At 68.5% G+C, this 22,872-nt stretch carries 20 protein-coding genes and 2 rRNA genes; 5 read left to right on the forward strand and 17 right to left on the reverse strand.

Translation table 11 applies throughout. The features are described 5' to 3' along the window. Positions 1 to 191: 191 nt before the first annotated feature. From nrdF to nrdH, 4 genes are read right to left on the reverse strand one after another with little or no spacing between them, the layout of a single operon-like run. The gene (nrdF, locus tag ACWGSM_RS10850) at positions 192 to 1,172 is read right to left on the reverse strand and encodes a class 1b ribonucleoside-diphosphate reductase subunit beta (protein ID WP_452322925.1); all 981 of its coding nucleotides are present in this window, start codon (positions 1,170 to 1,172) and stop codon (positions 192 to 194) included. A 42-nt stretch (positions 1,173 to 1,214) separates the two neighbouring features. Next, a complete protein-coding gene (gene nrdE, locus ACWGSM_RS10855) occupies positions 1,215 to 3,374 on the reverse strand; it encodes a class 1b ribonucleoside-diphosphate reductase subunit alpha (protein ID WP_452322926.1) in 2,160 nt (719 codons plus the stop codon). Beyond that, positions 3,356 to 3,784: a class Ib ribonucleoside-diphosphate reductase assembly flavoprotein NrdI gene (gene nrdI / locus ACWGSM_RS10860; protein ID WP_452322927.1), complete on the reverse strand. Its 429-nt coding sequence runs from the start codon at positions 3,782 to 3,784 to the stop codon at positions 3,356 to 3,358. Before nrdI ends, nrdE begins: the two co-directional genes overlap by 19 nt. A gap of 42 nt (positions 3,785 to 3,826) precedes the next feature. Beyond that, the gene (nrdH, locus tag ACWGSM_RS10865) at positions 3,827 to 4,060 is read right to left on the reverse strand and encodes a glutaredoxin-like protein NrdH (protein WP_313355674.1); all 234 of its coding nucleotides are present in this window, start codon (positions 4,058 to 4,060) and stop codon (positions 3,827 to 3,829) included. A 376-nt stretch (positions 4,061 to 4,436) separates the two neighbouring features. Between nrdH and ACWGSM_RS10870 the strand changes: the two genes are divergently transcribed. The 3 genes from ACWGSM_RS10870 to ACWGSM_RS10880 are packed head-to-tail and all read left to right on the forward strand — an operon-like array spanning position 4,437 to position 7,579. After that, positions 4,437 to 5,645, forward strand: a complete 1,209-nt coding sequence (locus tag ACWGSM_RS10870; RefSeq protein WP_452322928.1) for an MFS transporter — start codon at positions 4,437 to 4,439, stop codon at positions 5,643 to 5,645. Between the two features lie 9 nt (positions 5,646 to 5,654). Then, positions 5,655 to 6,404: an alpha/beta fold hydrolase gene (locus ACWGSM_RS10875; protein WP_452322929.1), complete on the forward strand. Its 750-nt coding sequence runs from the start codon at positions 5,655 to 5,657 to the stop codon at positions 6,402 to 6,404. Further along, positions 6,401 to 7,579, forward strand: coding sequence for an acyl-CoA dehydrogenase family protein (locus tag ACWGSM_RS10880; protein WP_452322930.1), 1,179 nt, complete (start codon positions 6,401 to 6,403; stop codon positions 7,577 to 7,579). Before ACWGSM_RS10875 ends, ACWGSM_RS10880 begins: the two co-directional genes overlap by 4 nt. A gap of 18 nt (positions 7,580 to 7,597) precedes the next feature. On the opposite strand, the gene ACWGSM_RS10885 is transcribed toward ACWGSM_RS10880, so the two are convergent. The 6 genes from ACWGSM_RS10885 to ACWGSM_RS10910 all read right to left on the reverse strand — a co-directional run bounded on the left by ACWGSM_RS10885 (position 7,598) and on the right by ACWGSM_RS10910 (position 13,792). Further along, positions 7,598 to 9,256, reverse strand: coding sequence for an amidohydrolase (locus tag ACWGSM_RS10885; RefSeq protein WP_452322931.1), 1,659 nt, complete (start codon positions 9,254 to 9,256; stop codon positions 7,598 to 7,600). A gap of 1 nt (position 9,257) precedes the next feature. After that, on the reverse strand, positions 9,258 to 10,121 hold the full coding sequence (locus tag ACWGSM_RS10890) for an ABC transporter permease (RefSeq protein ID WP_452322932.1): 864 nt from the start codon (positions 10,119 to 10,121) through the stop codon (positions 9,258 to 9,260). Then, entirely contained in the window at positions 10,118 to 11,002 is an 885-nt protein-coding gene (locus ACWGSM_RS10895) for an ABC transporter permease (RefSeq protein ID WP_452322933.1), read from the reverse strand. Before ACWGSM_RS10895 ends, ACWGSM_RS10890 begins: the two co-directional genes overlap by 4 nt. Further along, positions 10,995 to 12,173, reverse strand: coding sequence for a polyamine ABC transporter substrate-binding protein (locus ACWGSM_RS10900; protein WP_452322934.1), 1,179 nt, complete (start codon positions 12,171 to 12,173; stop codon positions 10,995 to 10,997). Before ACWGSM_RS10900 ends, ACWGSM_RS10895 begins: the two co-directional genes overlap by 8 nt. Positions 12,174 to 12,228: 55 nt before the next feature. Continuing rightward, entirely contained in the window at positions 12,229 to 13,386 is a 1,158-nt protein-coding gene (locus ACWGSM_RS10905) for an ABC transporter ATP-binding protein (RefSeq protein WP_452322935.1), read from the reverse strand. Positions 13,387 to 13,519: 133 nt separating this feature from the next. Then, entirely contained in the window at positions 13,520 to 13,792 is a 273-nt protein-coding gene (locus tag ACWGSM_RS10910; RefSeq protein WP_452322936.1) for a metal-sensitive transcriptional regulator, read from the reverse strand. Between the two features lie 34 nt (positions 13,793 to 13,826). On the opposite strand from ACWGSM_RS10910, the gene ACWGSM_RS10915 reads away from it, so the two are divergent. Then, positions 13,827 to 15,110: a DUF445 domain-containing protein gene (locus ACWGSM_RS10915; protein WP_452322937.1), complete on the forward strand. Its 1,284-nt coding sequence runs from the start codon at positions 13,827 to 13,829 to the stop codon at positions 15,108 to 15,110. A 2-nt stretch (positions 15,111 to 15,112) separates the two neighbouring features. Here the strand turns inward: ACWGSM_RS10915 and ACWGSM_RS10920 are convergent, their stop codons facing one another. The 5 genes from ACWGSM_RS10920 to hutH all read right to left on the reverse strand — a co-directional run bounded on the left by ACWGSM_RS10920 (position 15,113) and on the right by hutH (position 21,179). Further along, complete coding sequence (locus ACWGSM_RS10920) at positions 15,113 to 15,757, reverse strand: SDR family oxidoreductase (RefSeq protein WP_452322938.1); 645 nt, start codon at positions 15,755 to 15,757, stop codon at positions 15,113 to 15,115. A 134-nt stretch (positions 15,758 to 15,891) separates the two neighbouring features. Beyond that, positions 15,892 to 16,797, reverse strand: a complete 906-nt coding sequence (locus ACWGSM_RS10925) for an arginase family protein (protein ID WP_452322939.1) — start codon at positions 16,795 to 16,797, stop codon at positions 15,892 to 15,894. Further along, positions 16,794 to 17,969: an imidazolonepropionase gene (gene hutI, locus ACWGSM_RS10930; protein ID WP_452322940.1), complete on the reverse strand. Its 1,176-nt coding sequence runs from the start codon at positions 17,967 to 17,969 to the stop codon at positions 16,794 to 16,796. Before hutI ends, ACWGSM_RS10925 begins: the two co-directional genes overlap by 4 nt. After that, a complete protein-coding gene (hutU, locus tag ACWGSM_RS10935) occupies positions 17,966 to 19,645 on the reverse strand; it encodes a urocanate hydratase (protein WP_452322941.1) in 1,680 nt (559 codons plus the stop codon). The genes hutI and hutU overlap by 4 nt, the downstream gene beginning before the upstream one ends. Continuing rightward, on the reverse strand, positions 19,638 to 21,179 hold the full coding sequence (gene hutH, locus ACWGSM_RS10940; RefSeq protein WP_452322942.1) for a histidine ammonia-lyase: 1,542 nt from the start codon (positions 21,177 to 21,179) through the stop codon (positions 19,638 to 19,640). The genes hutU and hutH overlap by 8 nt, the downstream gene beginning before the upstream one ends. A 147-nt stretch (positions 21,180 to 21,326) precedes the next feature. Here hutH and ACWGSM_RS10945 point away from each other — a divergent pair, with 147 nt between their 5' ends. Continuing rightward, complete coding sequence (locus ACWGSM_RS10945; RefSeq protein ID WP_452322943.1) at positions 21,327 to 22,115, forward strand: IclR family transcriptional regulator; 789 nt, start codon at positions 21,327 to 21,329, stop codon at positions 22,113 to 22,115. Positions 22,116 to 22,444: 329 nt separating this feature from the next. Here ACWGSM_RS10945 and rrf read toward each other — a convergent pair. After that, a 5S ribosomal RNA gene (rrf, locus tag ACWGSM_RS10950) occupies positions 22,445 to 22,561 on the reverse strand. A gap of 106 nt (positions 22,562 to 22,667) precedes the next feature. Continuing rightward, positions 22,668 to 22,872 (reverse strand): 23S ribosomal RNA (locus ACWGSM_RS10955); the annotation flags it as partial.

Genomic DNA, 22,872 nt, shown 5'->3' on the forward strand with positions numbered 1-22,872 from the left:
GGGCCCTCCGACTCGCGGTCCGGCCACGAGACGGTCGACTCAGCGGGAGTCGGGTGGGGCTTGTTCGGCACCCCACTCCCTGCCCGATGTCAGGGGTTGCATGCGCCAACTACGAAATCGGCGCCAGATGCTGTGACGTGTGCCAACTTCAACGTGGTGCGGCGCCACATTCCGTGACGCCGCACAACTCATCAGAAGTCCCAGTCGTCGTCCTCGGTGGCCTCGGCCTTGCCGATCACGTACGACGAGCCCGACCCCGAGAAGAAGTCGTGGTTCTCGTCGGCGTTCGGCGACAGAGCAGACAGGATCGCCGGGTTCACATTGGTGACGGTCGAGGGGAACATCGGCTCGTAGCCGAGGTTCATCAGGGCCTTGTTGGCGTTGTAGTGCAGGAACTTCTTGACGTCCTCGGTCAGACCGACGGAGTCGTAGAGGTCCTGCGTGTACTGCACCTCGTTCTCGTAGAGCTCGAACAGCAGGTTGAAGGTGTAGTCCTTCAGCTCCTGGCGGCGCTCCTCGGTCTCGTTCTCGAGGCCCTTCTGGTACTTGTAGCCGATGTAGTAGCCGTGCACGGCCTCATCGCGGATGATCAGGCGGATCAGGTCGGCCGTGTTCGTCAGCTTCGCCTTCGACGACCAGTAGATCGGCAGGTAGAAGCCCGAGTAGAACAGGAACGACTCGAGCAGGGTGGAGGCCACCTTGCGCTTGAGCGGGTCATCGCCACGGTAGTAGTCGACGATGATCTGCGCCTTCTTCTGCAGGTTCTGGTTCTCGACCGACCAGCGGAAGGCCTCGTCGATCTCCTTCGTCGAGCACAGGGTCGAGAAGATCGACGAGTAGCTCTTCGCGTGCACCGACTCCATGAACGCGATGTTGGTGTAGACCGCCTCTTCGTGCGGAGTGATCGCATCGGGGATCAGCGACACGGCGCCGACGGTGCCCTGAATCGTGTCGAGCAGGGTCAGCCCCGTGAACACGCGCATGGTCATCAGCTGCTCGTCGGGGGTCAGTGTGTTCCACGACTGCACGTCGTTCGACAGCGGCACCTTCTCAGGAAGCCAGAAGTTGTTCACGAGGCGGTTCCACACCTCGAGGTCCTTCTCGTCCTCGATGCGGTTCCAGTTGATCGCCTGCACGTGGTCGATCAGCGTGAGCTTGGGAGACGGAGTCATTCCACCAATCCTGTTCTAGAAAAAAGCCTGATCAGAAGGCAATTACAACATGCAGCTGACGCACTCGGACATGTCGGTCCCCTCGAGGGCGAGCTGACGCAGACGGATGTAGTAGATCGTCTTGATGCCCTTGCGCCATGCGTAGATCTGCGCCTTGTTGATGTCACGGGTGGTGGCGGTGTCCTTGAAGAACAGCGTCAACGACAGGCCCTGGTCGACGTGCTGCGTGGCGGCGGCGTACGTGTCGATGACCTTCTCGTAGCCGATCTCGTATGCATCCTGGTAGTACTCCAGGTTGTCGTTCGTCATGAACGGCGCCGGGTAGTACACGCGGCCGAGCTTGCCCTCCTTGCGGATCTCGACCTTCGACGCGATCGGGTGGATCGACGACGTCGAGTTGTTGATGTACGAGATCGAGCCGGTGGGCGGCACCGCCTGCAGGTTCTGGTTGAAGATGCCGTGCTGCTGGATGCTGTCCTTCAGCGCCGCCCAGTCCTGCTGCGTGGGGATGTGGTGGCCGGCGAAGAGCTCCTTGACCTTCTCGGTCGCGGGCACCCAGGCCTGGTCGATGTACTTGTCGAAGAACTCACCCGACGCGTAGGTGGAGTCCTCGAAGCCGTCGAAGGTCTGCCCGCGCTCGATGGCGAGCGTGTTCGACGCCTTCAGCGCGTGGAACAGCACGGTGTAGAAGTAGATGTTCGTGAAGTCGATGCCCTCTTCCGAACCGTAGAAGACGCGCTCGCGGGCGAGGTAGCCGTGCAGGTTCATCTGGCCGAGGCCGATGGCGTGCGAGCGGTCGTTGCCGTCCTCGATCGAGCGCACCGAGTTGATGTGGCTCTGCGTGCTGACGGCGGTCAGCGCGCGGATCGCGGTCTCGACGGTCTTGCCCAGGTCATCGGCATCCATCGCCAGGGCGATGTTCATCGAGCCGAGGTTGCACGAGATGTCCTTGCCGATCTGGTCGTACGACAGGTCGTCGTTGTACGTGGTCGGCGTGTTCACCTGCAGGATCTCGCTGCACAGGTTCGACATGTTGATGCGGCCCTTGATCGGGTTCGCCTTGTTCACCGTGTCCTCGAACATGATGTACGGGTAGCCCGACTCGAACTGGATCTCGGCGAGGGTCTGGAAGAACTCGCGCGCGTTGATCTTCGTCTTCTTGATGCGCGAGTCGTCGACCATCTCGTGGTACTTCTCGCTCACCGAGATGTCGCCGAACGGCACGCCGTAGACGCGCTCGACGTCGTACGGCGAGAACAGGTACATGTCCTCGCCCTTCTTGGCGAGGTCGAACGTGATGTCGGGCACGACGACACCCAGCGAGAGCGTCTTGATGCGGATCTTCTCGTCGGCGTTCTCACGCTTGGTGTCGAGAAAGCGCATGATGTCCGGGTGGTGCGCGTTGAGGTACACCGCACCCGCGCCCTGACGGGCTCCGAGCTGGTTGGCGTAGCTGAAGCTGTCTTCGAGCAGCTTCATCACGGGGATGATGCCGGATGACTGGTTCTCGATCTGCTTGATCGGTGCGCCGGATTCGCGGATGTTCGACAGCAGCAGGGCGACGCCGCCGCCGCGCTTCGACAGCTGCAGCGACGAGTTGATGCCGCGGGCGATCGACTCCATGTTGTCTTCGATACGCAGCAGGAAGCAGCTGACGAGCTCGCCGCGCTGCGCCTTGCCGGCGTTGAGGAAGGTGGGCGTCGCGGGCTGGAAGCGGCCCGAGATGATCTCCTCGACGAGGTCGATGGCGACCTGCTCGTCGCCCTCGGCGAGCGCGAGCGCGGTCATCACGACGCGGTCCTCGAACCTCTCGAGGTAGCGCTTGCCGTCGAAGGTCTTCAGCGTGTAGCTCGTGTAGTACTTGAACGCGCCGAGGAAGGTCTCGAAGCGGAACTTCTTCGAGTACGCGAGGTCGTTGAGCTTCTGGATGAAGTCGAACGAGTACTGGTCGATGACGGCGCCCTCGTAGTACTGCTTCTCGACGAGGTAGTCGAGGCGCTCCTTGAGGGAGTGGAAGAACACCGTGTTCTGGTTGACGTGCTGCAGGAAGTACTCGCGTGCGGCGCGCTTGTCGGCGTCGAACTGGATCTTGCCGTTCGCGTCGTACAGGTTGAGCATCGCGTTGAGGGCGTGATAGTCGAGCCCCTCGTACGCAGGGTTCATCTTGAACTCGACTGCCTCTGTCACTGTCGCTTCCACCATCGTTCCAATCCGTCGCTCACGCGATCCACGTCGTCCTGTGTGCCGAATACCTCGAAGCGATACAAGTGGGGCACGTCGCACTTGCGGCTGATGACCTCTCCGGCGAGGCAGAACGACTCGCCGAAATTCGTGTTGCCCGCGGAGATGACCCCGCGGATGTGGCGCCGGTTGCGCTCGTCGTTGAGGAACCGGATGACCTGTTTGGGCACGGCGCCCTTCTCTTCACCGCGCCCTTGCCCGCCCCCGTACGTCGGAGTGACGAGCACGAACGGCTCGTCGATGACGAGCGGCTCCTCGGCGCGGTGCAGAGGGATGCGGCGGGCGGGAAGGCCGAGCTTCTCGATGAATCGTGCGGTGTTGCCGGACGCGCTCGAGAAGTAGACCAGGAGCGGCACCGCGGTCGCGACCATGTTCACAGTTCACCCCGGTTCCTGAGCGCCGCCGAAGAACCCCTAGGCGAGACGGGCTGCGAGCTCGTCGATCTTGTCGGGACGGAAGCCCGACCAGTGGCCGTCGTCGGTGACCACGACGGGTGCTGACATGTAGCCGAGCGCTTTGACCTGCTCGAGCGCCGATGCGTCTTCGGAGAGGTCGGTGATCTGGTATTCGATGCCCTTGGCGTCGAGGGCGCGGTAGGTCGCGTTGCACTGCACGCAGGAAGGCTTGGTGTAGACCGTGATCGACATGGTGATGTCTGATTCCCCTCTGTTCCAGGTGGTTCTCCCGGCAGACCTCCGCCGGGACTTCAATACTACATATGGGGACGGACATTGGAAGCGACCACAAGGGGTAGTAGTTACATCCGTGTAGTTTTCCACTGCTCTCCCCAGATACAACACAGCTTGTCCACCGTTTCTTCCACAGCCCGCGGCCGCTCTGCAGGTCGCTCGGACCGCGGATTCACGCGGCTCTCGTGACCCCCTTCCGGATCCATCCACAGGCAGGACGGTACGCCGGGCCACCGACATCCGTTTTCCTGTGGAGAAGCGGTCTCGGCGTGTCGCGGCGTGTCGTCGCCGGGCCGCCTCGCGCCGCGACGCGCGCCCCCGATAATCTCTTCTGATGGCGGGATATCGGGACCTTCTTCGCACGCCCGGCGTGGCGCGGATGATCGCCGCACAGCTGGTGGCTCGCTTCCCCAACGGCATGACCAGCCTCGCGATCCTGCTGCATGTCGAGCAGCAGACCGGATCGTACGGCGCGGCCGGCATCGTGCTCGCCGCCGCCTCCGTGGGTCAGGCCGTCGCCGGCCCCGTCACCAGCCGCTGGATGGGCGCTTGGGGCATGCGCCGAGTGCTCACGCTCACCCTGGCCGTCTGCGTGCTGGCGGTGCTGGGTCTCGCGCTGCTCCCACTCGACCTGCCCGGCTACATGGTCTTCGCTCTGCTCGCCGGGCTGTCGACTCCCCCGGTGCAGGCGGCTGTGCGCACCATCTACCCCAAGCTCGTCAACGCCGGCCAGCTCACCCCGCTCTTCTCCCTCGACGCCTCGCTGCAGGAGATCATCTGGATCGTCGCGCCGGTGGTGATCACCGTCGTCTCGACGCAGGTCGGCACGATGCAGGGCCTGCTGCTGGTCGCGGCGATCCTCGTGCTGGGCGGCACGTGGTTCATCCTCTCCCCCGAAGTCGGTCGCGTGCGCATCCCGCGCAGCCGTCGCGCATTCGGCCGCGTGGTGCTCAAGCCTCCGGTCATGCTCGCCACGGTCATCGGCTTCCTGCTCATCGGCGCCTGCTCGGCGGTCGAGGTCGGCGTCGTGGCGACCTTCGGCCATGGCGGGCTCGAGGCGGGCCTCGTGCTCGCAGTCTTCTCGGTCGGCAGCCTGGTCGGCGGTCTCGCGTTCGGGCACATCCCGATCGGCCCGTGGGCGATGGCCCGGCGCCTGCTGATCGTGACGGTCGGTCTGGGTCTCACGATGGTGTCGCTGAACACCTTCTGGCTCGGCGGCACGCTGGTGCTGGCCGGCATCGGCATCGCGCCGGCCCTGGCCGTGCTGTTCGCGATCACCACCGCGAGTGTGAAGTTCAGCGAGACGGCGGAGGCGTTCGGCTGGGCGGGTACGGGTCAGCTGATCGGCGCCGCCGCAGGCTCGGCCGTGGCCGGCATCCTGATCGATCAGTCCGGCCCGGCCGGTGCGTACCTGGCGGCCGCGCTGTTCGCCCTCGTGGGTTTCGTGGTCTCGGTCGTGTTCGTCCGCTCGTTCCCCGATCTGCGTCACCGCGACCCGTCCCCCTACCCCGACACAGAGCCGATCCAGACCGCCCGCCTTTAGGCTGGTGGCGTGCCCGCACCGCTCACACTCCCTCGTCTGGTCTGGGGCGACGGCCCCCGCCGCGCCCTGCTCGTCCACGGTCTCGGGTCGTCCGCCGCGCTGATGTGGCGGATCGGCACCGCACTGGCGGATGCCGGATGGCAGGCCACCGCCGTCGACCTGCGCGGCCACGGCGGCGCGCCCCGCGCGCTCGACTACTCCGTCGCGGCCTACGGCGCCGACGTGGCGGCCGTCCGCCCGGATGACGGCGACGAATGGGATGCCGTGATCGGTCACTCCCTGGGCGCTGCGAGCACCGTGATCGCCGCGACCACGGCATCCGGATGGGCGCGCCGTCTTGTTCTGATCGACCCCGCGATCCGCGTCGCCGGACGCGACGAGGGGATCATCCGCCGCAGCCAGCAGCGCGCCTTCGCCTCCCCCGACGTCGAGTCGGTGCGGGCGGAGCATCCTGAGTGGCATCCGCAGGACGTGGAGCTGAAGGTGGACGCCGTGCTGCGGGCCAGCCGGTGGGCGGTCGAGCAGACCAGCGTGCAGAACGAGCCGTGGGACGTGCGCGCGCAGACCGCGCAGCTCGGCCTCCCGACCCACATCGTCGGAGCCGACCCCGACGTCTACAGCCTGTTCACCGGCGAGCTGGCGGACTCGGTGCTCGAGAACCCGCGCATCACCATGTCGGTCGTGCCCGACGCCGGGCATTCACCCCACCGCGATCGCCCCGACGAGACGATCCGGCAGATCCTGGAGGCCCTGTCATGAGCGCATTCGACCCCGCCCGCCACCTTCCCGACGACCTGCTCGAGCGCATCCGCGAACGCGCCGCCGTGCACGACCGCGAGAACACCTTCCCGCAGCACGACCTCGACGAGCTGCGCGAGTCCGGCTACCTGTCGATCCTCGTCCCCCGCGAGCGCGGCGGCGCAGGTCTCGGCCTCGCCGAGGCAGCGGTGCTGCAGCAGCGCCTCGCCTCGGCCGCCCCCGCCACGGCGCTGGCGATCAACATGCACCTGGTGTGGACGGGCGTCGCGAAGGTGTTCAGCGACCGCGGCGTGCCGGGGCTGGAGTTCGTGCAGGACGGCGCCGTTGCGGGCGAGGTGTTCGCGTTCGGCATCAGCGAGGGCGGCAACGATCTCGTGCTGTTCGGCAGCAATACGGATGCCGTGCCGCAACCCGACGGGGGCTACGCGTTCACGGGCACGAAGATCTTCACCTCGCTGGCTCCGGTGTGGACGAAGCTCGGTCTGCACGGCCTCGACACGACGAGCCCGGACGGCCCGAAGCTGGTGTTCGCGTTCATCGACCGCACCGACGCGGTGACCACGAGCGATGACTGGGACACCCTGGGCATGCGCGGCACGCAGAGTCGCACCACCCGTCTGAACGGAGCCATCGCCGCGCCCGAGCACGTCGTGCGCCGGATCGACCCGGGTCCGAACCCCGACCCGATCCTCTTCGGAATCTTCAGCGTCTTCGAGATCCTCCTGGCATCGGTCTACACCGGCATCGCGCGGCGCGGTCTCGACCTCGCCGTCGCGACGGCGCAGAAGCGCACCTCCACCCTTCGGCGGGCTCAGGGACCGGTTCAGCGGCCGTACAGCCAGGATCCCGACATCCGGTGGCGGATCGCCGACATGGCGCTGGCGTACGACGCTCTGCCGCCGCAGATCGCCGCCCTCGCGCGCGACGTCGACGAGCTCGCCGACCACGGGGCGCGCTGGTTCGCGCTGCTGTCGGGCCTCAAGCACCGTGCCGTCGTGATGGCGAAGCAGGTCGTCGACGAGGCGATGCTCGTCGCCGGCGGTGGGTCATACTTCTCGTCGAACGAACTCTCCCGGCTGTACCGGGATGTGCTCGCGGGTATGTTCCACCCGTCGGATCCGGAGTCCGCTCACTCGACCGCCGCGTCCGCCTGGCTGGGCCCCCTGGAGGACTGAGCGCTCCTTCCGGGCGGATCAGGCCTCGAACACCCGCACTCCTTCGACCCAGGTGCCGAGCACGCGGGTGTCGCCGATCTGCTCCGGAACGCCTTCGAACGGGTCGCGGTCGAGCAGGGCGAGGTCGGCGAGCATCCCGGCCCTGATCGCTCCCGTCTCGGGCAGGCTGTTCACCCGCGCCGAACCGGCGGTGTACGACTGCAGAGCCGTGCCGAGGTCGATGGCCTGCTCGGGCAGGAACGGCGGGTAGTCGCCCTCCCACTCCGACGGGGCCGAGCGCCGGTTGACCGCGGTGTGGATGGCCGCCATCGGGTCGGGCGTCGACACCGACCAGTCACTTCCCGCGGCGAGCGCGGCTCCCGAACGCAGCAGATCGCCGAACGGGTACTGCCAGCTCGAGCGCTGGTCGCCGAGGAACGGCAGAGTGAGGTCGACCATCTGCGGCTCGAGCGTCGCCCAGAGCATCTGCATGTTGGCGGTCACGCCGAGCCGGCGGAACCTCGGCACGTCGTCGGGATGCACCACCTGGATGTGCGAGATGTGGTGCGGATTGCCGCGCGGGCCGTTGCGCTGCAGCGCGGTCTCGACCGCGTCGAGGCACTCCCGCACCGCCCGGTCGCCGATCGCATGGAAGTGCAGGGTGAAGCCGAGGGCATCCAGCCGTGCGGCCGCCTCGTTCAGCACCTCGGGGTCGACGAACGAGATGCCGGCGTTCTCGGTCGGGTGCCCGTGGCCGTCGCAGTACGGTTCGAGCATCGACGCGGTGAAATTCTCGGCCACGCCGTCCTGCATGATCTTGATGCTCGTCGCCGCGAAGCGGCGTCCCCCGGCGGCGCTCTCGCGCAGCGCGACGAGGTCGACGATCTGCTCGAGGCCGCGCGTGCGGTCCCACCACAGCGAGCCCACGACACGACCGCTGAGCTCACCGGCACGATCGGCGGCGATGTACACCGGCAGCGGGTCTCCCGCATCGCTGTACTGCGTGCCGACGATGGCGTCCTGCCACGCGGTGATCCCGAACGAGTGCAGGTGCCGCTGACCGACGGCGAGCGCCTCCCGCAGTCTCTCGTGCGGTTCGGCCGGCAGCAGCCGGTTGACGAGCGTCATCGCGCCCTCGTGCAGCGTGCCGGACGGGTTGCCCGAGGCATCCCGCTCGATCCGCCCGTCGTCAGGGTCGGGGGTGTCGCGGGTGATGCCCGCCAGCGCCAGCGCGCGCGAGTTCACCCACGCGCCGTGCCCGTCGCGGTTGGGCAGGAAGGCGGGCCGGTCGGTCACGACCCGGTCGAGGGCCGCCGCGGTCGGCGTGCCGCCGGGGAAGGCCGACATCTGCCAGCCGCCGCCCAGCACCCATTCGTCGTCCGGATGCTCGGCCGCGTACTCCGCGATCCGCTGCAGGTACGCGTCCTGACTCGACAGGTCGGCGAGGTCGCAGCGCAGCATGTCGAGCCCGCCCCAGAGCGGGTGCACATGGGCATCCTGGAAGCCCGGCAGCAGCATCCGGCCGTCCAGATCGACCACCTCTGTGTCGAGGCCGATCAGGGCGACTGCGTCCCGGTCTAGCGCGACGATCCGCCCGTCGCGCACGGCGACGGCGTCGGCTCGCGAGCGCGACGCGTCGGAGACGAACACCCGGCCGCCGTAGGCGCCGCCGGTGAACACGAGATCTGCGTGGGTCATCTCAGCCTCCCGCCATGGTCCGGGCGATCTCGGTGGTCGAGTCGCCGGCCCGCTTCAGCACGTAGGCGACGAGCGCCAGCGATGCCAGCGTGAGCAGCAGCATGACCGTCGACACGGCGGCGATCTCGGGCCGCAGGCCGCTGCGCAGCGAGCTCAGCACGTACACCGGCCAGGGTGTGGTTCCCGACACCTGCACGAACGCCGACACGACCGTGTTGTCGAGACTGAGCGTGAACGAGAGCAGGAATCCGGCGAGCACCGCCGGCATCGCCAGCGGCAGCGTCACGCGCAGGAAGGTGCGCACCGGCGGCGCGTACAGGTCGGCCGACGCCTCCTCCAGGCGCGCGTCGAGCCCGACCAGCCGGGCCCGCACGATGTACGACACGATGGCGATCGAGAACAGCGAGTGGCCGACCACGAGGCGCACCGTGCCGTCGTTGAACATCCCCAGCCCGAGGTCCTGCCCGAGGAAGACGAGCCACGGCAGCAGGGCGACGGCGTCGACGATCTCGGGCGTGACCGACACGAGCAGCAGCAGCCCGAGGAACCACCAGACCCACCTGCCGGGGCGGCGTGCCATCGCGATGCCCGCCAGGGTGCCGAGCACCGCGGCGAACAGCGCCGCGATCACACCGGTACGCAGCGACACCATCACCGCGTCGCGGATCACCGGCTTCTCGACCAGGGCCGCGAACGGGGCGAGGCTGAAGCCGTCCCACGCCACCAGCAGACGGCCCGAGTTGAACGAAGCCATGATGATCACGGCGATCGGCAGGAACAGGAACGCGTAGACCGCGATCGACCAGATCCCGAGGATGCGGTCGCCGACGGCGACGCCGCGGCGGCGGGTGGGGATGTCGGTCATGAGGCCTCTCCGAGCACGAGTCGGCTGCGGTTCCTGAACGGCAGCGAGATCAGCCACAGGATGCCCGCGGCAACCCCGATCGTCAGCATGATCACGAGGATCAGCAGCACCGCCATGGCCGAGCCCAGCGCCCAGTTCTGCGCAGTGCCGAACTGGCTGGCGACGAGCTGGCCGATCATGTTGCCCTGCGCTCCACCGAGCACGGTCGCGGTGATGTAGTCGCCCATCAGCGGGATGAACACCAGCAGCACGCCCGCGATGATGCCGGGCCGCGCCAGGGGCACCGTGACCTGCAGGAAGGTGCGCATGCCGTTCGCCCCGAGGTCCTTGCTGGCCTCGCGAAGCGGCGTTCCGACGCGGTCGAAGGCGACGTACAGCGGCAGGATCATCAGCGGCAGGTAGTTGTAGACGACGCCGATGAGGACGCCTGTGCGGGTGTAGAGCACCTCGATCGGCCCGTCGATCATGCCCGCACCCTGCAGCAGAGACGACAGCCACCCCTCGGGCGAGAGGATCACCTGCCAGCCGAGGGTGCGCACGAGGAAGTTCGTCCAGAACGGCACCATGACGAGCGCGATGAGCAGGCCCCGACGGGCGGGCGGGGCCTTGACCGCCATCCAGTACGCCACCGGGGCGCCGATCAGCAGGCACAGCAGCGTGCCGAGGATTCCCACCCAGAGGGTGTTCTGGAAGGTCGCGAAGAACGTCGGCGACATGGCCTCGGCGTACCGGTCGAAGGACAGCACGTCGTTGGCGTGTGTGCCGAAGATGCCGGGCTTGTACCCGAAGCTGAACCACACGACCATGGCGATGGGCGCGATGAAAAACAGCGCCAGCCACACCCACGCGGGCACAGCCAGCCCGAAGCGGGGACTACGCACCGGCGGCTGCCTTCGTCTTGTTCCAGATCTCGACGATGCGCGCCTGCGCCTCGGTGACCTTGCCCTCGTGCATGGTCTTCACCTGCGCCTCGTCGAAGAAGACCATGTCGAGCATCTCGAGTCCGGCTTTCTCAGCCGCTTCCTTGATGCCCGCCGCTCCCGTGTCGTAGCCGATGTAGTCGACCTGGGCGAGCTGGTTCTCGGGGGTGAGGATGTAGTTGAGGAAGGCGTGGGCCGCCTCGGGGTGAGGCGCGCCCTCGGCGAGCGCCCAGTTGTCCATCCACAGCTCGGTGTCGGGCGCGCCGAGCACCCACTGCCAGCGGTCGGGGTCGGGCGACTCCTGGATGCCGATGCGCGCGTCGCCGTTCCACGACTGCATGAGCACGTGCGACGCCTGCGGGATCGCCGCACCGCCCGGGTACGAGTCGAACGCCGAGATGTGCGGGGCGAGCTCGTCGACGAGGAACTTCTCGCACGCGTCGAGGTCGGCGGGGTCGGTGGTGTTCCAGTCGATGCCGTTGGCCCAGTAGTAGATGCCGCCGAGCGGCGCCGGGTCGTCGAGCACGGAGGTCTTGCCGGATGCCTCGTTCTGCGCCGCATCGATGAAGTCGCTCCAGGTCTTCAGCTCGCGGGTGATCACGGTCTTGTCGTAGACGAAACCGGTGGTGCCCCACGCCTTGCAGATGGAGTACTCGTTCTTCGGGTCCCAGTCGCGCCCGAGGAAGGCGGGATCCATGTGCTTCATGTTGGGGATGAGGTCGAGGTTGAGCTTGGCGAGCAGCCCGTTCTCGATCATCTGCGGGATGAACACACCGGTCGGCACGACCAGGTCGTAGCCGCTGGTGCCCTTGGCTGCGACGAGCTTGGCGATCATCTCCTCGTTCGAGTTGAAGGTGTCCATGACGACCTTCGCACCCTCGTCGTTCGTGAACGCCTCGATCACCTCGGGAGCGTCGTACTCGCCCCAGCTGTAGATCGAGAGCTTGTCCTCGACGGCACCGCCGGTGGCCCGGGGGCCGGGCTTCGCGGAGCCGCCCGGTGAGCACGCGGTGAGCACGCCTGCTGCGCCCAGTGCGGCGACGACGCCGATGAAGCCGCGCCGGGTGAGCTGATGACGCACGACGGGTGCGATGCTGCTGTCGGCGAGGATGCGGATGCTGTTGTCGTTCATGAGGGGCACTCCTTCGTGCGGTGCTGCGGGTGCTGTGCTGGTGGGTGGATGCCGCTCAGCGGGCGGCGCGGTCGGGCAGGGCGATCACATGGGTGGCGGCAGTGGGCGCGCCCTCTGCCGCGAACAGCCGCACGTCGACGGGTGACCACGTGCAGCGCACCGCCTGGTCGACCGCCACCGGAGGTGCCGTCGGCGCCGGGGTGCGCACGAGCAGGGTCTGCCCGCCGTCGATGCCGACCACGACCTGAAGGGTCTCGCCGAGGTACGACACGCTGAGCACGCGACCGTCGATGCCGAACCCCACGGTGTCAGGGCGCTCGAGACGGACGAACTCCGGACGGATGGCGGCGACGGCAGCCTCCCCCGCGGTGACCTGCTCCGCTCCCCACCTGCCGTGGATCAGCCCCACGCCCGTGTCGACGGCGTCGCCCCGGGCGGTGCCGCTGAGGAAGTTCTGCTGGCCGATGAACGAGGCGACGTACGCCGACGCCGGAGCGGCGTAGATGCGGTCGGGAGCGTCGAGCTGTTCGATGCGGCCGGCGCGCATCACCGCGATCCGGTCGCTCATCGACAGCGCCTCGCCCTGGTCGTGGGTGACGAACACGAATGTCGTGCCGAGTCGCGCCTGCAGCAGTTTCAGCTCCACCTGCATCTCCTCGCGCAGCTGCCGGTCGAGCGCGGCGAGCGGCTCGTCGAGCAGCAGCACGCTGGGCCGGTTGATGAGCGCACGCGACAGGGCGATGCGCTGCTGCTGCCCGCCGGAGAGCATGGTCGGCTTGCGGTCGGCGAACCGGCGCAGCTGCACCATGTCGAGCGCGGCGATGACGCGCTCGCGCTGCTCGGCCTTCGGCACCCGTCGCTGCTGCAGGCCGTAGGCGACGTTCTCTGCGACGGTCATGTGCGGGAAGAGCGCGTACGCCTGGAAGACGGTGTTCACCTCGCGCCGGTGCGGCGGCAGGCCGAGAACGCTGCGGCCCGAGATGCGGATATCGCCGCTGTCCGGATGCTCGAAGCCGGCGATCATGCGCAGGGTCGTGGTCTTGCCGCAGCCCGACGGCCCGAGCAGGGAGAGGAACTCGCCCGGCTGGATCGACAGTGACAGGTCGTCGACTGCTGTCGCGTCACCGTAGTGCTTCGTGACGCCGGCGATGTCGACGCCTCCGGTTCCGAGGTCGCCGGTCGGGGCGGGAACCGCGGGTGCGGGCTGTGCCATGGAACCTCCACGTTGAGATCTGACTAGCGTCAGTCAAGCACAGTCACGCAGGGAGGTACAGCGAAAAACGAAGAATGCGTTGAGGTCAGCGACGATATCCGTCGTCAAGCGAACCTGATTCTGCCGATATGCTCTACTTGCGGTCGAAGTCGAACGCCTTCAGCAGTTCACCGACCGCTGTTTCGCGCTCGTCCCCGCCCTCTTCGAACATGTCCGTGACATGCGTGCGCAGGTGGTTCTCGAGCAGCAGGCGGTTGAGCGACTCCAGCGAACGCTGCACGGCGCGCGACTGCGTGATGATGTCCATGCAGTACTCCTCGTTCTCGATCATCCGCGCGATGCCGCGCAGCTGACCCTCGAGGATGCTCGTGCGGTGCAGTGCGCGCTTCTTGATGTCGTCGATCACCCTTCAAGCGTAGTCATCGTGAAAGGATGACGGCATGTCGCGAACACCGATGGCGCTGCTCTCGCCCGCCGATCAGGGCCGACTGCGCGGCTTGCGACGCATGAAGGCCGTCGCCCTCGGTGCGCTCATCTTCATGGCCGTCGTGTTCGTCTTCTCCTTCTGGCTCGAATCGCGGCAGCCGTGGCTCGGCTACGTCCGTGCGGCTGCGGAGGGCGGCATGGTCGGCGCTCTGGCCGACTGGTTCGCGGTGACGGCGCTGTTCCGCCGCCCACTCGGGCTGCCGATCCCGCACACCGCGATCATCCCTCACCGCAAGGACGAGATCGGCCACACCCTCGGCGAGTTCGTCGAGACCAACTTCCTGGCCGGTGACGTCGTGCGCGCGAAGCTGTCGACGACAGCGCTCTCCCGGCGGCTCGGCGAGTGGCTCACCCACGAGGCGCACGCCGAGCGCGTGGCATCCGAGGCCTCGACGGCGGCATCCGCGGTGCTGCGCGCCCTGAGCGACGACGACGTGCAGAGCCTGATCGCCGATCTCGCACGAGAGCATCTCATCGAGCCGGACTGGGCGCCGTCGGCCGGCTCCTGGCTGCAGCGCATCGTCGACGCCGACGCCCATCGCGGAGCCGTCGACCTCGCCGTCGACAGTCTCGGCGCGTGGCTCGAGAACAACGCCGCAGCGTTCCAGGGGCTCATCTCGCGCCGCCTGCCGTCGTGGGTGCCCCGTCTGGCGCACCGCTTCGTCGACGAGACGGCGTACAGCGAGGCGCTGAAATTCGTCCGCGCCGTGCACGCCGACCCCCGACATCCGGCCCGGATCGCCCTCGACGGCTACCTCGCCCGGCTCGCCGACGGGCTGCAGCACGACGACGCCATGCGCGACCGGCTGGAGAGCGCGAAGACGACACTCTTCGACAGCCCGCGCGTGGGCGAGCTCGCAGCGCAGGCCTGGAACACCGCCAAGACCGGCCTGCTCACCGCATTGGCCGACCCCGAGAGCGGGCTGCGCCGTCGGGCAACGGCCGCGGTGGCCGAGATCGGGCAGCGGCTGGCCACCGAGCCCGCGCTGCAGGCGCGCGTCGACGGGTGGGTGACGGATGCCGCCGTGTTCCTCGTCGACCGGTACCGGCACGACATCGCCTCGATCATCACCGACACGGTCGAGAAGTGGGACCCGGCCGAGACGACGGAGAAGATCGAGCTCATGGTCGGGCGCGATCTGCAGTACATCCGGCTGAACGGCACGGTGGTGGGTGCGCTCGCGGGGCTCGCGATCTACGCGACCGCGCACGCCCTGATCCCCGTGGGACTCGGCTGAGGTCAGGCCCGGAGCGCGTCGGCTATCGGCTGGTCACCGGTGTTGAACCGGATGGTGCGTCTGACGGTCGAGTCCTGGCGCAGCGTCTCGGCGATGACCTGCGCGACGTCTGCGCGCGACACCTCGCCCGACTCGTCGGCGGCGACGTCGATGCGGCCGGTCGCCTCACCGAGGGTGAGGCTGCTCGGCCCGAGAATCGTCCAGTCGAGTTCAGAAGAGCGCAGGTGCTCGTCGGCTGCGGCCTTCGCCTCCGCGTAGGTGTGGAACGGGTTGTCGGCCGGGATGCCGTGGTCGGGCGACGCGCCGAAGTACGACACCATCACGTAGCGGCGCACCCCGGCATCCGTCGCGGCGTCCATCGACCGAACGGCCGCGTCGTGATCCACGGCGCGGGTGCGCGCGGCGTCCCCGCCGCCGGCGCCCGCCGACCACACCACGGCGTCGTGCCCGGCGAGCAGCGCGGCGATCGCCGCCTGATCCTCGTGCTCGACGTCGAACACGACCGGCTGCGCGCCGGTCGCGCGCACGTCGTCGGCATGGTCGGGATTGCGGATCACGGCGGTCACCTCGTCACCGCGGGCCGAGAGAAGAGGGGCGAGCAGAAGGGCGACCTTGCCGTGGCCGCCGAAGATCACGATACGAGTCATGGCTCCACGCTACGCGGTCGACGCACGCCCAGGGCCACTGCGACCCCGCCCCGTGATAACCCACGTCGCGCACGAGGAACACGTGCGCGCGTGGTGTGTCACGCAGAATGTGGTTTCTCGGCGCCGGGGCGACGTCAGCGCGAGGCGAGGCCCGCGAGCAGCTCGAGCACGCAGAGCGCGGCGAGACGCACGGTGCGGGCGTCGTCGGCATCCGCCGTCGCGTCGACCTCGGCGATGTCGGCGCTGACCACCTTCGCATCCGACGCGATCGCGCGCACCAGCGCGCGCAGCTCCCACGCCGCGAGCCCGCCGGGGACGCTCGCCGGGCAGCCGGGAGCGACCGCGCGGTCGACGACGTCGACATCGACGTCGAGATGGATCCGCGCCCCCGCCCCCGCGATCGCGAGCGCCTGCGCCGCCACCGGGCGGATGCCCTTCTCGCGCACCTCGTCGAGCGTGATCACCCGGATGCCCCAGTCGGCAGCACGCCGTGCGTAGGCGGCGGAGTTGGCGAAGTCGGCGATGCCGATCTGCACGATGCGAGCCGGGTCGATGCGCTCACCGTCCGGGGCGTCCTCGATCAGGCGACGCACCGGGGAGCCGTTGGAGATGCCGTCGCGCAGGTCGAAGTGCGCGTCCAGCGTGATCAGCCCATCGGCTGCGGCACCGCGCGCGACCGGGTAGGTGAGCGAGTTGTCGCCGCCGAGTGCGATCACGAGCCGGGTCTGCTCGGCGAGGTCGCGCACGCGCCGCACGGCCCGTTCGGTCCCCTCGTCACCGTCTGGCTCGTGCACGTCGCCGGCGTCGACGATGCGCAGGGCCTCGTTCAGATCGACGACCGGCCGTCCCATCAGCGTTGCGCTGTAGCGCGATAGCGCATCGCGGATCGCGGCGGGCGTCGCGTGCGCTCCGGTCGGCGAGAGCGAGGTACGCCAGGTCGGGATGCCGATCAGCGCGGCATCCGCGCTGACCTCCGGCCTCGCCGCGGGCCACGACCCGGCGCGGGGCCAGAGCTCGTCGTGTGAGAGTGCCATGCTCATCCCTTCCGCCAGACGGACACGCCGTCCTTCCACACCTGTTGCACGAGCGGCACTCCCGGCCGGTACGCGAGGTGCACCCGCGTCGGGGCGTCCAGCAGCACGACGTCGGCGCGCGCGCCGGGGGCGATCACGCCGATGTCCGAGCGCCGCAGCGCCGCCGCTCCCCCGGCGGTGGCCGCCCAGACCGCCTCGGCCGGCGTCATGCCCATGTCGCGCACGGCGACGGCGATGCAGAACGGCATCGACGAGGTGAAACTCGAGCCGGGGTTCGTATCGCAGGCGATGGCGACCGTGACGCCGGCGTCGATGAGGCGACGCGCATCGGGGTACGGCTGCCGGGTCGAGAACTCCACGCCCGGCAGCAGGGTGAGCACGGTGAGGGAGGCTGCGAGCGCAGCGACGTCGTCGTCGGTCAGGTACGTGCCATGATCGACCGACGCGGCGCCGAGCTCGACGGCCAGCCGCACACCGTCGCCGGGGCCGAGCTGGCCGGCATGCATCCGCGGCTGCAGTCCCCGGGCGACGCCCGCTTCGAGCACCCGCCGCGACTGCGGCACGCTGAACGCGCCGGTCTCGCAGAAGACGTCGATCCACTTCGCGTGCGGGGCACAGGCATCCAGCATCTCACCGATCACCAGATCGACGTAGTCGTCGCCGCGGTCGGCGTACTCGACCGGCACGACGTGCGCGCCGAGGTAGGTGACCTCCTCGGTCACCTCGGCGGCGAGACGCACCAGGCGCTGCTCGGTCTCGACGTCGAGCCCGTAGCCGCTCTTGATCTCGACGGTCGTGGTGCCCTGTGCGAGCATCTCGGCGACGAAGCCGCGCACCCGCGCCCGCAGCTCGTCGTCGCTCGCGTCGCGGGTGGCGGCGACGGTGGAGCGGATGCCGCCGGCGGCGTACCTCTGCCCCGCCATGCGCGCTTCGAACTCGGCTGCCCGATCGCCGCCGAAGACGATGTGGCTGTGGCTGTCGACGAAGCCCGGGGTGACCGCGCGCCCGCCGGCGTCGACCATCGCATCGGCGGCCGGTGCGTCGCGCGACGAGCCGACCCACGAGATCAGTCCGTCTTCGATCAGCACGGCGGCGTCGTGCACGGTGCCGCACCGGTCAGCCGGGGTGCTGACATTCGTCGTCAGCTCGCCGACGTTCGTGATGAGCGTGGTGCTCATAGCATCGGCACCTTGAGTCCGCGTTCCCGGGCGATGTCGCGTGCGTGGTCGTACCCGGCATCCACGTGCCGCATCACGCCGGTACCCGGGTCGTTGGTCAGCACACGCTCGAGCTTCTCGGCCGCGAGCGGGGTGCCGTCGGCCACGGTCACCTGACCGGCGTGGATCGAGCGGCCGATGCCGACGCCGCCGCCATGGTGCAGCGAGACCCAGCTGGCACCCGACGAGGTGTTCAGCAGAGCGTTGAGCAGCGGCCAGTCGGCGATGGCATCCGAGCCGTCCTTCATCGCCTCGGTCTCACGGTAAGGCGATGCGACGGAGCCCGAGTCGAGGTGGTCGCGGCCGATCACGATGGGCGCCGAGAGCTCTCCGGAGGCCACCATCTCGTTGAACTTCAGCCCGGCAAGGTGACGCTCCTTGTATCCCAGCCAGCAGATGCGTGCGGGAAGACCTTCGAAGTGCACCTTCTCGCCTGCCTTCTCCAGCCAGCGGTGCAGCGCGGTGTCGTCGGGGAACAGCTCTGCGATGGCGCGGTCGGTCTTGTAGATGTCCTCGGGGTCGCCCGAGAGCGCGGCCCAGCGGAAGGGCCCGCGGCCCTCTTCGAACTGCGGGCGGATATAGGCGGGCACGAATCCGGGGAACTCGAACGCGCGCTCGAACCCGCCGAGCTGCGCTTCCGCCCGGATCGAGTTGCCGTAGTCGAAGACGGCCGCCCCGGCATCCTGAAATGCGACCATGGCTGCGACGTGCGCGGCCATCGACTCGCGCGAGCGTCGGGTGAACTCCTCGGGGTCGCGCTCTGCCTCGGCTTTCCCGTCGGCCACCGAGATGCCGATCGGCAGGTACGCGAGCGGGTCGTGCGCACTGGTCTGGTCGGTGACGACGTCGATGGTCAACTCACCGGCATCCTGACGGCGCTTGAGCTCGGGGAACACCTCGGCGGCGTTGCCGACGACACCGACCGACAGCGCCTGCCCCGCCTGCGTGGCGGCGACGACGCGGGCGACGGCCGCGTCGAGGTCGGTGGTGTACTCGTCGAGGTAGCCGTGCTCGACGCGGCGCGACAGGCGCGACTCGTCGACGTCGACGATCAGCACGACGCCCTCGTTGAGGGTGACCGCGAGCGGCTGCGCGCCGCCCATGCCACCGGCACCCCCGGTCAGGGTGAGGGTGCCCTTGAGCGACTCCCGGCCGAGCGAGCGGGCGACGGCGGCGAAGGTCTCGTAGGTGCCCTGCAGGATGCCCTGGGTGCCGATGTAGATCCACGAGCCGGCGGTCATCTGGCCGTACATCATCAGGCCGAGCGACTCGAGACGACGGAACTCGGGCCAGGTCGCCCAGTCGCCCACGAGGTTCGAGTTGGCGATGAGCACCCGCGGCGCCCACTCGTGCGTGCGGAACACGCCGACGGGCTTCCCGGACTGCACGAGCAGGGTCTCGTCGGGTTCGAGCTCGTCGAGGGTGCGCACGATCGCGTCGTACGCCTCCCAGCTGCGTGCGGCACGCCCCGTGCCGCCGTAGACGACGAGATCTTCGGGATGCTCGGCGACCTCCGGGTCGAGGTTGTTCATCAGCATCCGCTTGGCTGCCTCCGCGGCCCAGCTCTTCGCCGTGCGCTGATCGCCCCGTGCCGCGCGGATGGTGCGAGTGGGATCGTGCAGGGTTCGCTCAGACATTCGCGTGCTCCTTCGCAGTGCGGAGGACGGCGCCCGAGCGGACGAGCTCGGTCACGGCCTCCATGTCGGGTGAGAGGAAGTGATCGGGTCCCGGCCCGGCGGCCACGGTGCGCACGAGGTCGCGGACGGCCCCGGTCGCGGGCCCGGCCTGCAGGGGTGCACGCAGGTCGAGGGCACGTGCGGCGGTGAGGATCTCGATGGCGAGCACGCGAGTGAGACCGTCGATGGCGCGGCGCAGCTTGCGCGCGCCCGACCAGCCCATCGACACGTGATCCTCCTGCATGGCCGAAGACGGGATCGAGTCGACGGAGGAGGGCACCGCGAGCCGCTTGAGTTCGGAGACGATGCCGGCCGCGGCGTACTGCGCGATCATCAGCCCCGAGTCGACGCCCACCTCGTGGGCGAGGAAAGGAGGCAGCCCGTGACTGCGAGCGGGGTCGAGAGCGCGGTCGGTGCGCCGCTCGGAGACGGATGCCACGTCGGCGACCGAGATCGCGAGGAAGTCGAGCACTGCGGCGACGGGCGCTCCGTGGAAGTTGCCGTTCGATTCGATGCGCCCGTCGCTGGTGACGACCGGGTTGTCGACCACGGATGCCAGCTCGCGCTCGGCGATCATGACCGCGTGCGCCATGGTGTCTCGAGCCGCGCCGTGCACCTGCGGCGAGCAGCGCAGCGAGTAGGCGTCCTGGACACGTCCGTCCTCCGGCCCCTTGTGGCTGTGCACCATCGGCGACTCGCCGAGGAAGGCACGCAGATTCACGGCCGAGGTGGCCTGACCCACCTGCGGACGCAGCGCCATCAGGTCGGCGGCGAAGACGGCGTCGGTGCCGAGCTGCGATTCGATCGACATCGCGGCGGCGAGGTCGGCGGTGGCGATGAGGGTATCGAGGTCGTGCAGCGCGAGCAGCAGCATCCCGAGCATCCCGTCGGTGCCGTTGATGAGAGCGAGGCCCTCCTTCTCGACGAGCACGAGCGGCTCGATGCCGGCGGTGGCGAGAGCGTCGGCCGCGGGCACGAGCGCGCCGTCCGCGTTGCGGACGTCGCCCTCGCCCATCGCCGCGAGCGCGACGTGGGCAAGCGGGGCGAGGTCGCCCGAGCAGCCGAGCGAGCCGTACTCGCGCACCACCGGAGTGATGCGGGCGTTGAGCATGGCGGCGTACGTGTCGACGACGACGGGCCGCACGCCCGTGTGACCGGATGCCAGGGTCTGCAGCCGCAGCAGCTGCAGGGCGCGCACGACCTCGGACTCGACCTCGGCACCGGTGCCTGCGGCGTGCGAGCGGATCAGGCTGACCTGCAGCTGCCGGCGGCGTTCAGGGGCGATGAAGGTCGTGGCAAGCGCACCGAACCCGGTCGAGACGCCGTAATGCGGATGCGGGTCTGCTGCACGTCCGTCGATTACGGCTCGCGCGGCGGCGACCCGGTCGCGGGCGGTCGAGCTGATCTCGAGGGCGGCGCCATGCCGGGCGACCGCGACCACGTGGGCGGGAGTGAGCGGCTGATCGCCGACGATCACGGCGGAGGAAGACTGCATGATCTGATTCCACACGTCGCGCATCGCACGCACCAGCGGGTTCCGGCAACCTCCGTCCGGGATCCCAGACAAGCGCTTCGCACCAGACCGTCTGGAGCACCGGCTCTTCGCGGGCGGCGGCATCGCCGGTCGCGGCTCTGCCACAATATGTCTGTGATTCCAGACAGAGCGGATGCCCGAGACGGCCGTCCGCAGGTGCCGGCAGCTGACCAGACGCTGCGCATCCTGCGTCACCTGGCGAGCCGCCCTGCGCCGATCGCAGCGACCGCACTCGCTCGCGAACTCGGAATCCCCCGCTCCACCGTCTACCACCTTCTCGCGACGCTCGAGGAGCACGGTTTCGTGGTGCACCTTGCACAGGAGCGGCGCTGGGGGCTGGGTACCAGCGCGTTCGAGCTCGCCGGCGGCTACGCCAGGCAGGAGCCGTTGGCACGACTGGGCAGGCCGATCCTCGCCGCTCTCGCCGACCGCGTCGGCGAGAGCGCGCACCTCGCGGTGATGAGCGGACGCGATGTGCTCTACATCGTCGAAGAGCGCGCCGCCCGCCGGCCCGCCCTCGTGACGGACGTGGGCGTCCGGCTGCCCGCACACCTGACCGCCACCGGCCGGGCGATGCTGGCAGCTCTCCCCGGCGCCCAGGTGCGCGCGCTCTATCCGGACGCGCGAGCTTTCACCGACCGAACGGGACGCGGTCCCGTGCGGCCGTCCGAGTTGCGGGAGGTGCTGCGCCAGGTTCGCCAGGCAGGCTTCGCCACCGAGGACGGCGAAGTGACTCCGGGTTTCCGATCGGTGGCCGCAGCGGTGCACGACCACGCCGACTGGCCGATCGCGGCGGTCGCCGTCACGTGGGAGCAAGAGCGGGAGGAACCTGCGGCGACAGAGGTGCAGGAGGCCGCCCGAATGCTGCAGGTCAGGCTGGGCTACGCCAGACGGTGAGACGACGAAGGGCGCCGCGGGCTGCGATACGCAGTCGCCACGACGCCCTCCACGAGCGGGGGATCAGCCCGACGCACCCTTGCGGGGCTTGAGGAAGGACTCCGGTTCGCGCTTGGAGCGCTTCTCAGCTCTCTTCTCCTTGAGTGAGAGCTGCGGTGCCTTCTTCCCGGCTCGTGATTGTGGTGTCTTACCAGACATGTACTCGCTTCCCCTCTTTCGGCTGGGGGGTGCTGTAACCACTGACCATAGCCCGCCCACGGGGGAAGTCAAATCATGGACCGTTAACGCAAAAGAGCCACCCGGCAATGGGTGGCTCTTTCACAGAAGAAGTCCGGCGGTGTCCTACTCTCCCACAGGGTCCCCCCTGCAGTACCATCGGCGCTGTGAGGCTTAGCTTCCGGGTTCGGAATGTGACCGGGCGTTTCCCTCACGCTATGGCCGCCGTAACACTATTGACATGTTCATCGGCAACACACGTGTTGGTGTGTTGTTTGGTTCCGACCGTACGTCGAGAACCACAAAGTGGACGCGTTCATCTCGCAGAAAGGAGGTGTTATCAAGTCATCGGCTTATTAGTACCAGTCAGCTGCACGTGTTGCCACGCTTCCACATCTGGCCTATCAACCCAGTCGTCTGGCTGGGAGCCTCTCACCCCGAAGGGCATGGAAGTCTCATCTTGAGGCCGGCTTCCCGCTTAGATGCTTTCAGCGGTTATCCATCCCGAACGTAGCTAACCAGCGGTGCTCCTGGCGGAACA

This window comes from Microbacterium sp. NPDC055521 (genome assembly GCF_053619695.1).